The sequence below is a fragment of the Nocardioides imazamoxiresistens genome, from assembly GCF_032378595.1.
Lineage (GTDB): Bacteria > Actinomycetota > Actinomycetes > Propionibacteriales > Nocardioidaceae > Nocardioides > Nocardioides imazamoxiresistens.
The window spans coordinates 449,469-464,884 of record NZ_JAVYII010000004.1 but is presented as its reverse complement, the minus strand read 5'-3'; the positions used below and the strand labels follow the sequence as shown (position 1 = coordinate 464,884).

12 protein-coding genes are annotated in these 15,416 nt (G+C 74.5%); 6 read left to right on the top strand and 6 right to left on the bottom strand.

Going from position 1 to position 15,416, the window contains the following annotated elements; all coding sequences use genetic code 11:
- Window positions 1–479: 479 nt before the first annotated feature.
- A complete protein-coding gene (tyrS, locus tag RDV89_RS11500) occupies window positions 480–1,748 on the bottom strand; it encodes a tyrosine--tRNA ligase (RefSeq protein ID WP_315733187.1) in 1,269 nt (422 codons plus the stop codon).
- Window positions 1,749–1,939: 191 nt separating this feature from the next.
- Here tyrS and RDV89_RS11495 point away from each other — a divergent pair, with 191 nt between their 5' ends.
- Window positions 1,940–3,385: an MFS transporter gene (locus RDV89_RS11495; protein ID WP_315733186.1), complete on the top strand. Its 1,446-nt coding sequence runs from the start codon at window positions 1,940–1,942 to the stop codon at window positions 3,383–3,385.
- On the opposite strand, the gene RDV89_RS11490 is transcribed toward RDV89_RS11495, so the two are convergent.
- Entirely contained in the window at window positions 3,342–3,776 is a 435-nt protein-coding gene (locus RDV89_RS11490) for a MarR family winged helix-turn-helix transcriptional regulator (RefSeq protein WP_315733185.1), read from the bottom strand. The two genes, RDV89_RS11495 and RDV89_RS11490, sit on opposite strands and share 44 nt — an antisense overlap.
- A 10-nt stretch (window positions 3,777–3,786) precedes the next feature.
- A complete protein-coding gene (locus RDV89_RS11485) occupies window positions 3,787–5,295 on the bottom strand; it encodes an ADP-ribosylglycohydrolase family protein (protein ID WP_315733184.1) in 1,509 nt (502 codons plus the stop codon).
- Window positions 5,296–5,432: 137 nt separating this feature from the next.
- On the opposite strand from RDV89_RS11485, the gene RDV89_RS11480 reads away from it, so the two are divergent.
- Complete coding sequence (locus RDV89_RS11480; protein WP_315733183.1) at window positions 5,433–6,314, top strand: bile acid:sodium symporter family protein; 882 nt, start codon at window positions 5,433–5,435, stop codon at window positions 6,312–6,314.
- Here RDV89_RS11480 and RDV89_RS11475 read toward each other — a convergent pair.
- The 3 genes from RDV89_RS11475 to RDV89_RS11465 form a co-directional block, all read right to left on the bottom strand.
- Complete coding sequence (locus RDV89_RS11475; RefSeq protein WP_315733182.1) at window positions 6,298–6,756, bottom strand: LPXTG cell wall anchor domain-containing protein; 459 nt, start codon at window positions 6,754–6,756, stop codon at window positions 6,298–6,300. The two genes, RDV89_RS11480 and RDV89_RS11475, sit on opposite strands and share 17 nt — an antisense overlap.
- A complete protein-coding gene (locus RDV89_RS11470; protein ID WP_315733181.1) occupies window positions 6,753–7,856 on the bottom strand; it encodes a COG1361 family protein in 1,104 nt (367 codons plus the stop codon). The genes RDV89_RS11475 and RDV89_RS11470 overlap by 4 nt, the downstream gene beginning before the upstream one ends.
- Window positions 7,857–7,978: 122 nt before the next feature.
- A complete protein-coding gene (locus RDV89_RS11465) occupies window positions 7,979–9,850 on the bottom strand; it encodes an alkaline phosphatase (RefSeq protein ID WP_315733180.1) in 1,872 nt (623 codons plus the stop codon).
- A 254-nt stretch (window positions 9,851–10,104) separates the two neighbouring features.
- On the opposite strand from RDV89_RS11465, the gene RDV89_RS11460 reads away from it, so the two are divergent.
- From RDV89_RS11460 to RDV89_RS11445, 4 genes are all read left to right on the top strand, one after another.
- On the top strand, window positions 10,105–11,592 hold the full coding sequence (locus tag RDV89_RS11460) for a PucR family transcriptional regulator ligand-binding domain-containing protein (RefSeq protein ID WP_315733179.1): 1,488 nt from the start codon (window positions 10,105–10,107) through the stop codon (window positions 11,590–11,592).
- 108 nt (window positions 11,593–11,700) lie between these two features.
- The gene (gene gabT / locus RDV89_RS11455; protein ID WP_315733178.1) at window positions 11,701–13,053 is read left to right on the top strand and encodes a 4-aminobutyrate--2-oxoglutarate transaminase; all 1,353 of its coding nucleotides are present in this window, start codon (window positions 11,701–11,703) and stop codon (window positions 13,051–13,053) included.
- Window positions 13,050–14,207 (top strand): CaiB/BaiF CoA transferase family protein, encoded by a 1,158-nt coding sequence (locus tag RDV89_RS11450; protein ID WP_315733177.1) that lies wholly within the window; start codon window positions 13,050–13,052, stop codon window positions 14,205–14,207. Before gabT ends, RDV89_RS11450 begins: the two co-directional genes overlap by 4 nt.
- Window positions 14,204–15,415, top strand: a complete 1,212-nt coding sequence (locus RDV89_RS11445) for an acyl-CoA dehydrogenase family protein (protein ID WP_315733176.1) — start codon at window positions 14,204–14,206, stop codon at window positions 15,413–15,415. The genes RDV89_RS11450 and RDV89_RS11445 overlap by 4 nt, the downstream gene beginning before the upstream one ends.
- Window position 15,416 lies beyond the last annotated feature (1 nt).

Here is a 15,416-nt window from a genome sequence, read left to right as displayed (position 1 = left end):
GGCAAAAACAAACAAACTAATCCGTCGACTTATATGACACACTGTTGAGTTCTCAAGAATCACACGCGCACCGCTTGACCGAAGTTTCCTTCAGCCCCTCGGGGCTTGCGAGGCAGTACATTACCGGAAGATTTCCCCCGTGCAAACTCGGGGTATTTCGACCGATTCACCGCATACTTCGTAAACCTCTGATTCGATCGGTTTCGCACGCGGCGATCCCAACCTCTTCCGAGGCGTTCGATGTAAGTGGTGGTTCCCCCGGGCCGGGAGCCCGGCCTTTCGGCCTTGCTCCCCGTCGCTGTTCGGGGCAACGAGCGAGAACATTACGTCCGTGCCCCGACCGGGTCAAACCGGAGTGGCGTGACCTGGGGCACAGGGGGCGGAGAGCCCACAACCACGCGAAAAATGCGTCGTGGGCCCGCCGTTTCCGGCGGGCCCACGGATGCTGGACGGCCCTCGCGGGCCCGTGCGGTCGGCGCTCAGACGAGCTCGACGCCGGCGAGGTTCTTCTTGCCGCGGCGCAGGACGAGCCACCCGCCGGCGACGGTGTGGTCCCACGTCGGCACCAGCTCGGGGTCGGTGACGCGCTCGTTGTTGAGGTACGCACCTCCCTCGCCGACGGTGCGACGTGCCTCACCCTTGCTCTTCGCCAGGCCCGACTCCACGAGCAGACCGACGACGTCGAGGCCGGCGGACGCCGGCACCTGGACCGAGCCGGCCTCCCGCAGGGCCGCGGCCAGGGTGCTGCCCCCCAGTGCACCCAGGTCCCCGCCCCCGAAGAGGGCGGCGGACGCCTCCTCGATGCGGCGGGTCTCCTCCTCGCCGTGCACCAACGTCGTCACGTGGGCGGCGAGCGCCTTCTGCCCCAGACGCAGGAACGGCTTCTCGGCGCTTCGGGTCTCGATGTCGGTGATCTCGTCGTGGTCGAGGAAGGTGAACACCCTCAGCAGCTCGCCCACCTTGACGTCCTCGACGTTGAGCCAGAACTGGTAGAAGCCGTAGGGCGAGAGCATGTCCGGGTCGAGCCAGAGCGCACCGCCCTCCGACTTGCCGTACTTGCTGCCGTCCGCCTTCGTGATCAACGGGGTGGCGAAGGCGTGCGCGTGGCCGCCGTCGGCACGGCGTACCAGCTCGACGCCCCCGGTCAGGTTGCCCCACTGGTCCGAGCCGCCGAACTGCAGCGTGACGCCGCGGTCGCGGTAGAGGTTGAGGTAGTCCATGGACTGCAGCAGCACGTAGCTGAACTCCGTGAAGCTGATGCCGTCCTCGAGGCGACGCTTGACCGTGTCGCGTGCCAGCATCCGGTTGACCGGAAAGTGCTTGCCGATGTCGCGCAGGAAGTCGATGGTCGACAGGGACGCGGTCCAGTCGTAGTTGTTCACCATCGTCGCGGCGTTCGGGCCGTCGAAGGACAGGAACCGCTCGAGCTGGCCGCGTAGGCGCTCGACCCAGTCCTTGACGGTGTCGAGGGTGTTGAGCACCCGCTCCCCCGAGTCCCGCGGGTCGCCGATCAGGCCGGTGGCGCCGCCGACGAGCAGGTACGGCGTGTGGCCGGCCTCCTGCAGACGCCGGGCCGTGAGGATCTGCACCAGGTTCCCGATGTGCAGGCTCGGCGCCGTCGGGTCGAAACCCACGTAATAGCGCACGCTGCCCTGTCCCAGGTGGGAGTGGAGGGCGTCGCGATCGGTCGAGTGCGCGACGAGGCCGCGCCACTCCAGATCGTCGAGGACGTTCGCGTGCGAGGACAAGGGTCAACCTCTCGATCGGTGCGGCCGCCGACGTGGTCGGCCGGGGCCCGGTGGCCCGCGTCCAGTCTGCCCCATCGCGGCGGCGGGCCGTCGACCCGTTTCGGGACCCGGCGTCGCTCCACGCCGTTTCGTTGCATCGCACAACCATATGTACGATGCAACAGTTTGCCGTCCGTCCCGAGGAGTCCCCCGTGCCCCGCACCCGTTCCGCCAGCCCGACCGCCACCGTGGTCGTGCTGTGCGTCGGCGGCCTCGCCGCCGCGCTGACCCAGACCCTGGTCATCCCCATCCAGTCCGAGCTGCCGACGCTCCTCGGCACGAGCCCCGCGAACGCGGCATGGGTGGTGACCGTGACGCTCCTGGCCTCCGCCGTCGCGATGCCGGTCGCCGGTCGCATCGCCGATCTCGTCGGCAAGCAGCGCGTGCTCGTCGGCAGTGCCGCCGTCCTCGTCGTCGGCTCCCTCGTCTGCGCCCTGTCCGACACCCTGCTCCCGATGCTCGTCGGCCGGGGCCTGCAGGGGGTCGCGATGGGGTTCATCCCCGTCGGCATCTCGCTCATGCGCGAGGTCACCCCTCCCGAGATGACCGCGAGCGCGACCGCCGCCATGAGCGCGACGCTCGGTGTCGGCGGCGCGATCGGGCTCCCCCTCTCCGCGTGGATCGTCGAGGTCGGCGACTGGCACGCCCTGTTCTGGGTGGCCACGGGCGTCGCCGCCGTGATCCTGGCCCTGACCTGGGCCCTCGTGCCGCACGTGCGCGACGCCCAGCCCGGACGCCTCGACGTCGTCGGCGCCCTGGGCCTGGCCCTCGGGCTCGTCACCCTCCTCGTCGGCGTCTCGAAGGCCACCACCTGGGGCTGGACCGACCCCCGCACGCTCGGCGCGATCGTCGGCGGCATCGTGGTGCTGCTCGCCTGGGGCGCCTTCGAGCTGCGACAGAGCGACCCGCTGGTCGACCTGCGCACCACCGCCCGGCTGCCCGTGCTGATGACGAACCTCGCGGCGGTGGCCATCGGGTTCGGGATGATGGCCCAGTCCATCGTGGTCCCGCAGCTGCTCCAGCTGCCGGAGCTCACCGGCTACGGACTGGGCCAGAGCATCCTCGCGGCCGGCCTCTGGATGGCCCCGGCCGGTCTGATGATGATGGTGTTCGCGCCCGTCTCCGGACGCCTGATCACCTCGGTCGGGGCGAAGCACACGCTGATGGCCGGGGCGGTCGTGCTGGGCGTGGGCTACCTGGTGGCCCTGCTCCTGATGGACGCCCCGTGGCAGCTCCTCGTCGCCTCGTGCGTGTCGTCGGCCGGCGTCGGCATCGGCTACGCCGCGATGCCCACGCTGATCCTGGACGCCGCCCCGGCTCGCGAAGCGGCCTCGGCGGTCGGGCTCAACGCGCTCATGCGCTCGGTCGGCACCACCCTCGCCGCGGCGGTGATGGGCACGCTGCTCACCAGCAGCACCGAGACCTTCGGCGCGTTCGCCGTGCCCAGCCAGGGCGCGTTCCGGCTCTGCTTCCTCGTCGGCGCGCTCGCCGCGTTCGTCGGAGTCGCCATCGCTGCGTTCATCCCGCGCACGCCGGCGCCGGACCACGGCCACGTCAGCGAGCCGGTCGCCCCCGAGCCGCGTCCAGTCCGTCGTTGAACGCGCGCAGGTCGCGCACCAGGGCGTACGCACGCTCCTCGCCGAGCGCGGACAGCGCGCCGCTCCAGGCCACGCCGCGCACCGCGAGGTCGTGCCGGTACGCCTCCAGCCCGGCCGCCGTGGCCCGCACCCGGTGCGAGCGGTCGTCGTCACCGGCGACCCGCTCGACCAGCCCGCGGTCGACGCAGCCGCGCACCTGCCTGCTGACCGTCGAGCGCTCCAGCTGCAGGGCCTCGCCCAGCTCGCCGAGCGTGCGGGGCCCGTCGTCCGCCAGTCGCCAGAGGACGCGGAACGCGGAGTAGTCGAGGACGGACCCGGCGTATCCCTCCGTGCGCCGGGCGGCGATGCGCATCACCTCCGCGCCGAGGGCCCGCAGCAGGTCGTCGTCCACCCGGCCGAGCCTAGGACGCGACCCTGGTGGACCCCGGCGCCGGCCCGAGCTCCGCGGCAGCGTCCCACAGGGCGCCGCGGGCGCGCGCGTCGGGCAGGGCGCTGCGGACCGCGTCACGGGCGAGGTCGGCGTCCACCCCCTCGAGCCGCGCCAGCGCCAGCGCGATGCTCGGTGTGCGCTGCTGGGCGGCCACGCAGTGCAGCAGCACGCGGTGGCCCTCGGCCCGCAGCCCGCGCACGGCGTCGGCGGCGTCGAGCAGCGCGAAGTGGAGGTGCGGGTTCTCCGCCGGGTCGTCGTGGTCGACGAGCCGCGACTCCACGACCACCTCGGCACCCGCGGCGCTCGGCTGCGACCGGCCGACGCGGCAGGCGGCGACGACCGCGGAGGCCCCGTGCCCGCGCGTGGCGTGGGTGCCGAGCAGCACGTCGGGGTCGAAGGGGTACGCCGTCGCCCTCGCCGCCGCGCGCTGCGCGTAGGTGACCTCCTCGACGAGCGGCCACCCGGTGGCGTCGGCCACCCCGCGGCGCACCGTCAGCGTGGCGAGCTCGACCAGCCGGCGGGCGTCCGAGGGGCCGGCCGTGGTCGGGCCGGGCCAGCCGTGCAGCAGACGGCGCCAGCGCCAGGGCACCGCGCTGGCGCCCCACCGCGCCCCGAGCAGCGCGCCGGCGATCGCCGCGACGGTGTCGGTGTCGTGGCCGATCCGCACGGCGGTCTCGAGGGCGTGCTGCAGGTGCAGGCACGGCAGCTCGAGCCGCTCGGGCGCGTGGGCCGGGACCGGCGTGTGGTGGATCGCCGACCACGCGGCCTGCAGCGCCCCGACGGCCCACCCGTTGGTGGTGAACGTGCCGGGCTGCTCGCGCTCGGCCTCGTCCAGCCACGCGCTCCAGCGCTCGGCAGCGACCGGCGGGAGGTGGCGCAGCTCGCCCCGGGCCCCGACGAAGGTGCCGGTCAGCACGGCGTGCCGCACGAGGAGGCACCACAGGGCGGCCGCCTCGCCCGCGAGCGGGTCGTGGTGGGTCAGCGCGCTGACGGCGACGGCGGCCTCCACCAGCGCCGCCGGGTCGTCGAGGTGGGCGAGGGCGACGGGGGCCGTGCGCATCAACGACCCGTTGCCGGCGCTGCGGCCGCTGCGCTCGTGCACCGCGTCGGCCGCGGCCCGCATCCGCGCCGCGGTCGTGACGGCACCGGCCGCCCCGAGCACCTGGGCGGTCTGGATCCCGACGTCGGCGGGCCCCTCGGCGAACCAGTCGGCGAAGCGCTGGGCGATCGCGTCGAGCGCGGCCGGGGACCGGAGGTCGGCCCCGGTGGCCGCCACCTCGGCGATGGCGAACGCCTGCGCGGTGTCGTCGGTCCACTCGCCGGGGGCGAACCCGCCCAGGCCGCCGCCGATCATCTGCGGCGACCCGTCGACGGGAGGCGTGGCGGAGCCGAACTCGTAGCCGGCGCCGAGCGCGTCGCCGGCGGCCGAGGCCAGGAGCACGCCGACGGCGCGGTCGGTCTGGGCGGTGGTGAGCTGCACGGGGCCTCCTCGGATCGGGTCGAGCGCAAGCGTACCCGCTTTTTTTGTAGTTTTGACAAGAAGTGTCCTGGCGGCGACCCCAGGACACCTGTCGGTGATCTGTGTCACAGTCACGCCACCCGACCCGGAGGTCCGCCGTGAACGACACCCTGCTGACGATCGGGCTGCCGATCGCCCTCGCCGTGATCATGTTCGGCCTCGGCCTGAGCCTCACGGTCGCCGACTTCCTGCGGATCGGTCGCTACCCCAAGCCGGTCGTGCTCTCGCTCGGGGCGCAGCTCCTGCTGCTGCCGGCGATCTGCTTCGGCCTGGTGCTGCTCTTCGACCTGCCTCCGCTGCTGGCGGTCGGGATGATGCTGCTGGCCGCCTCCCCGGGCGGCACGACGGCGAGCCTGTTCGCGCACCTGTTCCGCGGCGACGTGGCCCTCAACATCACGCTGACCGCCATCAACTCGGTGATCGCCGTCGTCACGCTGCCGCTCGTGGTCAACCTGTCCCTGGCGTTCTTCGAGCCCGACGGGCCCGACACGCTCGGTCTCCAGCTCGGCAAGACGCTGCAGGTCTTCGCGATCGTGCTCGTGCCGGTCGCGATCGGCATGTTCGTGCGCCGCCGCTCCCCCGCCTTCGCCGACCGCGCCGACAAGCCGGTCCGGATCGCGTCGGCGGTGCTGCTCGCCGCGGTCATCGTCGGGGCGCTGCTGGCCGACGACGAGGTGGGTGAGTACCTCGCCCAGGTGGGTGTCATCACCACCCTGTTCTGCGCGGTCAGCCTCACCCTCGGCTACCTCGTGCCGCGCGTCGCGGGCGTCGACGCCCGGCAGTCGCTGTCGTCCTGCTTCGAGGTCGGCCTGCACAACAGCACCCTGGCCATCACCATCGCGCTCAGCGTGCTCGACAACGAGCGGCTGGCCGTGCCCGCTGCGGTCTACGGCGTGCTGATGTTCCCGCTCGCGCTCGTCGCCGGCTTCCTGCTGCGCCGGCGCATCGGCGCCGAGGAGCCGGTCAGCCTCGCGCGCTGACCCGCCCGGCGCGCCGCCCCCGCAGGACCAGCAGCGCCCCCGCCACCGCGGCGGCCACTCCGCCGGCCAGCAACGCCCACGCCGGGCCGCCCGTGTCGGGCAGGACGCCGCGGTCCGGTCGCCCGGCGTCCGAGCCCGGGGAGTCGGCGCCCGGGGCGCCGCTGGAACCGGTCGTTGGTCCGGTCGTGGGTCCGGTCGTGGGTCCGGTCGTGGGCCCGGTCGTGGGCCCGGTCGTGGGTCCGGTCGTGGGTCCGGTCGACCCGGCGGGGCCGGTCACGACGACCTCGAGCTCGATCACCGTGCCCCCGCTCAGCCCGACGCCGCCGTCCTCGTCCTCCACCGCCCCCGCGGGCGCCACCGGGCCCAGCAGCGGAGCGCCGAGCACCAGCGCGGCGAGCGCGGACCCGAGGGCCGCGCGGACGGGCGTACGCCCCGCGCTCACGCACCCACCTCGGCGGGCTCGCGACGAGCGCCCGGGCCGTCGGACCCGTCGGTCTCGCCCGGGGCGCTCCCGGGCCGGGTCGTACGGCGGCGCCACCAGACGGCGACGGCGAGGAGCACCAGCACGAGCAGACCGGTCCACGGCACCGCGGGCCCGCCGTGGGCGACGGCGTCGCCGCGGGGGTCGGCGACCTGGTCGGCGGCGACCACCAGGGGCGTCAACTCGAGGTCGCCGGAGGTCCACAGGGTCGGCCAGGCGCGCAGCTCGACGGTGCGGGTGACGGTGTCGCCGGGCAGCAGCTCGTCGATCCGGTCGACCTCGGACTCGGTGCCCGCGAGGCCGAACGGTCCGGAGGTGGAGGCGACGACGGCGCCGCCGAGGCGCACGTTGCCGGTGTTGGTGACGTCGTAGGTCAGCGTGACCGTGCCCGGCCCGAACGGCACGAGCGAACCGGACCACTCCCTCGCGACGTCCCCGAGCTCGAGCTGCGGGGCGATCTCGCCGGTGACCCGCAGGTGCAGGCGCACGCCGATGCGGTGGGTGACGGTGAGCGAGCCGTCGCTGCCCGAGCGGGCGACCACGATGCCGGCCGGGTGGTCCCCCGGGGTCGCGTCCTCGGGCACGGTCAGGGTCACGGGCAGCACGCGGGTCTCCCCGGCGGCCAGCGTGACCCGGTCCCCGCCCTGGCCGCCGAGCCCCTGGACGGCGAGCCAGGACCCGCCGGCCACCGGGGTCTCGGCGGAGATGTCGAAGGCGCCGCCGTCGCCGAGGATGCCGTCACCGGCGGCGACGACGAACTCGGCCGCATCGGCGCCGAGGTTGGTCACCGCGACCGCGTCGCTCACCGTGGCGCCGGGGTCGACCTCGTGGCGCAGGGAGATCCGGCCGTCGGGACCGCTCGCGTCGGCCGGGACGACCGACCAGGTGGTGTCGCCCGCGTCCTGCGCGGTCGTGGTGGGGGCGCCGAGCGCCGGGGTGGTGAGGCCGGCCAGGCCCGCCAGGACTGCGAGCAGTGCGGCGAGCAGTGCGGCGACCAGCAGGCGGGCGGCGTGCCGCGGGAGGGGACGTACGCCCGGGTGGCGGGCAGGGGCGGTGGTCACGACGGGCCTTCCTCGCGCCGCGGTCGCGGCGCCGTGCGTGCGGGGGTCGGGGAGGAGCCCGGCCCGGCCCGGGTCGACGCGCTGCGGCGTCGACCCGCGACCGGACCGGGTCCTGCGGGGACTCAGTCCTGCGCGAACAGGGTGAGCGTCACCTGCGAGCCGTAGCGGCCGCCGGCGGCGTCCGCGGGCACCGCGAGGCGCAGCGCGGCGTCGACGACCGTGCGGCCGGAGCGGCCCTCCCCGTCGGCGCCGGCCAGCTGCGCCGGGGCCTCCAGGGTGGCCCGGCCGCCCGCGGTGGCGCCGGAGTCCGACTCGACGATGCCGGGCGTCCACTCGAGGTTCTCGGCGCCGAAGGTGCGGTTGCCCGCGACGAAGTCGGTCGCCGAGCCCGAGAGGGTCCAGCCCTTGCCCTGCGCCTGGGCGTCGTTGCGGGAGTCCTCGACGACGACCTGCGGCAGCGCGCCCGTGCGGACGGCGCCGGAGGCGGCCAGCTCGACGGTCTCGGCGGCGGCCGGGATGGTCAGGCTGAGCGCGCCCGCGGGCTGCGGGAGGGCGACCTCGGTCTCGACGCCGACGGTCGCGCCGCCACCCTCGACGTGACCGAGGACGTCGAAGACGGTCTCGCCGATGTCGGTGTTGTCGAGGTACGCGCCCCGGACCTCGTCCCAGCCGGTCGCGCGGGCCCGCAGGACCTCGGAGCCGGCGCCCTTGGCGTAGAGCGGGACCAGGGCGTTGGTGTGGCCGCCCGAGTGCCACGAGACGTCCGGCAGCTCGCCGGCCTCGCCCGTCAGCTCGGTCCAGCCCGTCTCCGCGCCGGCGCCGGGGCCCGCGAGGTAGCCGGTCTCGTGGTCGGCGGTGACGACGACCATCGTCTCGTCCCAGCTGCTGTTCGCCTCGACCCACGCGTCGACGGTCTCGACGGCGGCGTTGAACGCGTTCTGCTCCTCGACGACCCGGGTGGTCTGGTTGGCGTGGCCCGCCCAGTCGACGGCGCCGGCCTCGATCATGAGGAAGAACCCGTCCTCGTCCTGCTCGAGGACGTTGAGCGCGGCCTGCGACGAGGTCGCCAGCGACGGGACGCCGCGGTTGGCGGGGTCGCTGTAGGGCGCGACGTCGTCGTTGCCGAGGCCCGGGCGGTTGTACTGGAACGTCTCGGCGACCTGCGCGAGACCGAAGAGCTTGTCGGGCACGTCCTCGCCGGCGGCGACGGACTCGAAGTCCGAGCGGCTCTCGACGTAGGTGAACGGCGTGTCGCCGCCGGAGACCCGCTCGAAGTCGGCCTGCGAGATCCAGGAGCCGCCGCCGAAGTGCGAGGCGCGCGGACGGTTCGCGTCCGTGTAGTTCGGGTGGCCTCCGCCGATGATCACGTCGATGCCGCTGTCGATCATCTCGGTGGCGAGGCCGTGGTAGTCGTTGCGGTCGGCGTTGTGGGCGATGAAGCCCGCCGGGGTGGCGTGGTTGAAGGGCACGTCGGTGACGACGCCGACCTTCTTGCCCACCGCGACCGCCTGCTCGCCGACGGTCAGCAGCTGGTCGCCGCCCGGCGTGATGCCGATGGTGCCGTTGTTCGTCTTGACGCCGGTGCCGAGCGCGGTGGCCGCGGCGGCGGAGTCGGTGGCCCCGGAGGCGACCCAGCCGAAGTCGCCCCAGGCGGCTGCGGAGTCGTAGCCGGCCCGGCCGTTGGCCGAGTAGTGCGACTGGCCGACCTGGACCGGGTAGTCGTCGTAGACCTGGCTCGGCGTGGACTCGCCGTGGGTGATCGCGCCGGTCGCCGGGTCGACGGTGACCTGCTGGTAGGAGGACCCGGAGTCGTAGAGGCGCGATGCGTCGAACTGGTTGTAGCCGGCCCCGTCGGAGATCAGGACGATGACGTTCTTCGGCGCGGAGGGGGTCTCCTCCGCGTGGGCGGCGCCCGGCGCGAGCGCCGTGGTGAGACCGAGCGCGAGTCCGGCGGCCGAGGTGACGGCTGCCGCACGGCGTGCATGCGTGTTCATCGGTGACACGTTCCCCTGTCGTTTTCTCGAAGATGCTGGGAGTCGTCGGAAGACCGGTCCTGGGCGGCTGAGAGGCCTTGCCGAGAACCGTTCGCAACCCTGGTGGGGCGACACGACCCCCGGGTGGGCGTGTCGCCGACGGCGGGGTGAACCGCTGGTGGCGGCGGCGCTCACCTGAATGGTGTAAGGCCGTCGACCGGCCGGCACCGAGCGGCTGGCCTAGGGTGACCCGCACATCGGAGCGAGGAGGCGACGTGGGCGGACCCACCGCGGCCGACCTGTGCGCGACGCTCGGGCGCGACCTGCAGCCCGCGCCCGGCTTCTCGTTGCGCGAGGGCGGCGCGGAGGTGACCGCGGTGCACGTCTCCGAGCTGCCCGACCCCACTGCGTACCTGTCGGGCGGCGAGCTGCTGCTCACCACCGGTCTGGCGCTGCCGGAGACGGCGGTGGGCTGCGAGCTGTACGTCCGCCGTCTCGCCGAGGTCGGCGTCACGGCGCTCGGGCTGGGCCTCGGGCCCGTCTTCCGCCACCCCCCGGAGCGGCTGCGGGCGGCCTGCGCGGCCGTCGGGGTGCCGCTGCTGCTGGTGCCGGCGCCGACGCCCTTCCTCACGGTGACGCGGGCGTACTGGGCCGCGCGCGTGCGCGCCTCCGAGCGCGTGCTGCAGGACACGGTCGCCGCCCACCGCGACCTCGTCGACGCCGCCGTCTCCGCCGACCCGCTGCGGGAGGTCCCGCGACGCCTCGCACGCCTGCTCGGCGGGTGGACGGCGACGCTCACCGCCGACGGCACGGTCGAGCAGATCCATCCGGCCGCGCTGGCCGACGAGGCCGTGGCCCTGCAGGCCGAGGTCGCGCGGCTCGCGTTCGCCCGGGCGCACTCGGCGGCCTCCTTCATCGCCGACGGGCGCTACGTCGTCGTGCTGCCCCTGGCCGTCGAGGACCGCGTGACCGGCTACCTCGCGGTCGGCACCGACGCGCAGCTCGGCCCGGACCAGCGCCGGGTCGCGACCACGGCCGCAGCGCTGCTCGGCATCGACGCCCTGCGGGCGCGCCGCGACGCGGTGGAGACGGCGACGGTACGCCGGTGCGTCGCCACCCTGGTCGACCACGGGCTGCTGGACGCGGCGCACCGGCTGGCCGACGTCGAGGGGGTCGGGCCGCTGCCGCGCGAGGTGCGGCTGCTCGGGGTGCGGGTCACCGCACCGGCCGACCTGGCGGTCGCCGCGGGGCTCGTCGACGACGCTGCACCGCACGCCTGGCCGCTGCCGGAGCCCGACGCGGCGTGGTTCCTCGTGCCCGTCAGCGGCGACCCCGGCGGCGACCCCGGCGGCGGTCTCGACCTCGTCCTCCAGCGGCTCGCGGACGGACCGGCGAGCGCCGTCGTGCTGACCGCGCCCGCACGGCTCGAGCAGGTCGGCGCCGCCCGCACCCGTGCCGCCGAACGGCTGCGCACGCTGGCCGCCGACGCGGTCGACGTCGAGCGGTCCCCGCTGCCGGACCACGCCGTCGAGGCGCGGCTCGACGCGTGGGTGGCCGGCGCGGGCGCGGACGTGGTGGCCGCGCTGGGGGCGTACCTGCGCCACCGCGGGCAGTGGGAGGCGGCCTCGCGCGCGAGCGGCCTGCACCGCAACACGCTGCGCTACCGGGTCGCGCGGGCCCGGGAGGCGCTGGGCCTCGACCTCGACGACCCCGACGTGGCGGCGCGGGTGTGGCTCTCGCTGCGACGTCGCGACCTGGCCTGAACTTCGGTCGATCCGCACCACCCGGCGCGCATCCTGGTGCGGTCCGTACGACGACGCGGTGCGGTGTGGCGTCCTACCGTCGCCGCAGCCGACCCGTGGAGGATCCCCGTGCCCCAGCCCGATCAGACGCGCCACCTCGTCACCGCCGTGCCCGGACCCCGTTCCCTGGCCATGCAGGCCGAGCGCGACGCACACCTCGCCGATGGGCTGGGCCGCACCCTGCCCGTGTTCGTCGAGCGCGCGGGCGGCGGCATCGTCGAGGACGTCGACGGCAACCGCTTCGTCGACCTCGCCTCGGGGATCGCCGTGACCAGCGTGGGCGCCTCGCACCCGGAGGTCGCCCGGCGGGTCGCCGAGCAGGTCGAGCGCTTCACGCACACGTGCTTCCTGGTCACGCAGTACGAGGGGTTCGTCGAGGTCGCGGCGGCGCTCAACCGGCTGACCCCGGGCGAGCACGCCAAGAAGACAGCTCTGTTCAGCACCGGCGCGGAGGCCGTCGAGAACGCGGTCAAGATCGCGCGCGTGCACACCGGCCGGCCCGCGGTGGTGGTGCTGGGCCACGCGTACCACGGCCGCACCCTGCTGACGATGTCGATGACGGCCAAGAACGTGCCCTACAAGGAGGGTTTCGGACCGTTCGCCCCCGAGGTCTACCGGGCGCCGTCGCCCTACCCGTTCCGCTGGCCGAGCGGGCCCGAGCACGCGGCGGCCGAGGCCCTCGCCGCCCTGCGCGAGCTCGTCGTCAGCCAGATCGGGGCGCACCACGTGGCGGCGATCGTCGTCGAGCCGATCCAGGGCGAGGGCGGGTTCGTCGTGCCCCCGCCCGGCTACCTCGCCGGGGTCGCGGAGCTCGCGGCCGAGCACGGCATCGTGCTGGTCGCCGACGAGATCCAGACGGGCCTGGGCCGCACGGGCGCGATGTTCGCGTGCGACCACGAGGGGATCGTCCCGGACCTGGTCACGACCGCGAAGGCGCTCGGCGGCGGGATGCCGCTGGCAGCCGTCACGGGGCGCGCGGAGATCATGGACGCGGTGCCCGCCGGCGGTCTCGGCGGCACGTACTCCGGCAACCCCGTCGCCTGCGCGGCCGCCCTCGGCGCCCTGGAGGCGATCGAGCGCGAAGGCCTGGTGGAGCGCGCCCGCGAGATCGAGGCCGCGGTCCTCCCCCGCCTGCAGGCGCTGGTCGGACAGGTGCCGGTCGTCGGCGAGGCGCGCGGCCGCGGCGCGATGCTGGCCGTCGAGCTGGTGCGACCCGGCACGGACGAGCCCGCTCCCGAGGTCGCCCGCGCGGTGGCGGCGGCCTGCGCCCAGCAGGGCGTGCTGACCCTGGTCTGCGGCACCTTCGGCAACGTGATCCGGCTGCTGCCCCCGCTGGTCATCTCCCCCGAGCTGCTCGCCGACGGCATCGACGTGCTCGTCGCGGCGATCACCGAGGCCGCCGGCGCGGACGCCGCGGCGTGAGCGCGCTGCCGCTCGACGGCCTCGTCGTCGCGGACTTCAGCCGCGTGCTGGCGGGACCGCTGGCGGCCGCGATGCTCGCCGACCTCGGCGCCACCGTGGTCAAGGTGGAGCGGCCCGGCGTCGGCGACGACACCCGGCACTGGGGGCCGCCGTGGACCGCGACCACCAGCGCGTACTTCGAGGCGGCCAACCGCTCCAAGCGCTCCGTCGAGCTCGACCTCGACGACCCCGACGACCGTGCGCTCGCCGTCGAGCTCGCCACGCGCGCGGACGTGCTGGTCGAGAACTTCCGCACGGGGGCGCTCGCGCGCAAGGGCCTGGGGTACGCCGAGCTGGCCGCCCTCAACCCGGGGCTGGTGCACGTCTCGGTCACCGGCTTCGGCAGCGGCGGCGGGAAGGACATGGCCGGCTACGACTTCCTGGTCCAGGCCCTCGGCGGGCTGATGTCCATCACGGGCCGGCCCGGCGAGCCCACCAAGGTGGGGGTGGCGCTGGTCGACGTCCTGACCGCGAAGGACGCGGTGATCGGGGTGCTCGCGGCGCTGCGCTCGCGGGCCGCGACCGGTCGCGGACAGCAGGTCGAGGTGAACCTGCTCAGCAGCCTGCTCGGCTCGTTGGCCAACCAGGCCTCGGCGTTCCTCACCACCGGGGTCGCGCCCGGCGCGCTCGGCAACGCCCATCCCTCGATCGCGCCGTACGAGACGCTGCGCACCGCCGACGGCCACCTCGCCGTGTGCTGCGGGAACGACCGGCAGTTCCGCACGCTCGCGACCGCGCTCGGGGCGGCCGACCTGGCCGACGACGAGCGGTTCGCGACCAACGCGGCCCGGGTCGCGCACCGGCCCGCCCTGGTGGCGGCGCTCGAGGCCGCCCTCGCGAGCGACACCGTGGCAGGCTGGACGCAGCGGCTCGGCGCGCTCGGGCTGCCGGCCGGCGCGGTGGGCGACCTCGCGGACGCGTTCGGGCTGGCCGAGCAGCTCGGGCTCGAGCCGACGGTCGACGTCGCGACCCCCGATGCGCCCGACACGCCGCCGCAGGTGCGGCACCCGATCACGTACAGCGCCACCCCCGTGACCCGCTACACCCGACCGCCCGCGCTGGGCGAGCACAACGACGACATCCGCCGCTGGCTGACCGAGGAGATCCCGTCATGAGCACCGCCACCACCCTCCCGCCGTTCGCGCCGCTCGACCCGGCCGGCATCGACGCGCTGCTCTCCGCCGAGGAGAAGGCCGTGCGCGCGTCGGTGCGCCAGCTGTGCGAGCAGCGCGTCCAGCCGCACGTCGCCGACTGGTTCGAGCGCGGCGAGATCGACGACGTGCGCGGCCTCGTCCGCGAGCTGGGCTCGCTGGGGCTGCTCGGCATGCACCTCGAGGGCTACGGCTGCGCCGGGATGTCGGCGACGGAGTACGGCCTCGCCTGCCTGGAGCTCGAGGCCTGCGACTCCGGGGTGCGCTCCCTGGTCTCCGTGCAGGGCTCGCTGGCGATGTACGCCATCTGGCGCTGGGGCAGCGAGGAGCACAAGCAGGAGTGGCTGCCGCGGATGGCGGCCGGCGAGGCGATCGGCTGCTTCGGCCTCACCGAGCCCGACCACGGCTCCGACCCCGGCAGCATGCGCACGCGGGCCCGCCGCGACGGCGCCGGGGAGGGCGCCGACTGGATCCTCGACGGACGCAAGATGTGGATCACCAACGGCACCGTCGCCGACGTCGCCGTCGTGTGGGCCCAGACCGACGACTCCGCGCACGGCATTCGCGGCTTCGTCGTGCCGACCTCGACGCCGGGGTTCAGCGCGCCGGAGATCAAGCACAAGCAGTCGCTGCGGGCCTCGGTGACCAGCGAGCTCGTCCTCGACGGCGTCCGTCTGCCCGCCGACGCGGTCCTGCCCGAGGTCAGCGGGCTCAAGGGCCCGCTGTCCTGCCTGAACGAGGCGCGCTACGGCATCGTGTGGGGCTCCCTGGGGGCCGCGCGGTCGTCGCTGGCGGCAGCGCTGGCGTACGCCGGGGAGCGCGAGCAGTTCGGTCGCCCCATCGCCGGGTTCCAGCTGACCCAGGCCAAGCTCGTCGACATGAACCTCGAGTACACCAAGGGCCTGCTCCTGGCCCTGCACCTCGGGCGGATGAAGGACGCCGGCACGCTGCGACCCGAGCAGGTCAGCCTCGGCAAGCTCAACAACGTGCGCGAGGCGCTCGAGATCTGCCGCACGGCCCGCACGATCCTGGGCGCGAACGGGATCTCGTTGGAGTACCCCGTGCTGCGGCACGCCAACAACCTCGAGTCCGTGCTCACCTACGAGGGCACCGTCGAGATGCACACCCTCGTGCTCGGCCAGGCGATGACGGGGATCGCGGCGTTCCGCTGAC

Coding starts and splice junctions, on each gene's coding strand:
- RDV89_RS11445 (WP_315733176.1), top strand. CDS start 14,204: ATGAGCACCGCCACCACCCTCCCGCCGTTCGCGCCGCTCGACCCGGCC.
- RDV89_RS11465 (WP_315733180.1), bottom strand. CDS start 9,850: ATGAACACGCATGCACGCCGTGCGGCAGCCGTCACCTCGGCCGCCGGA.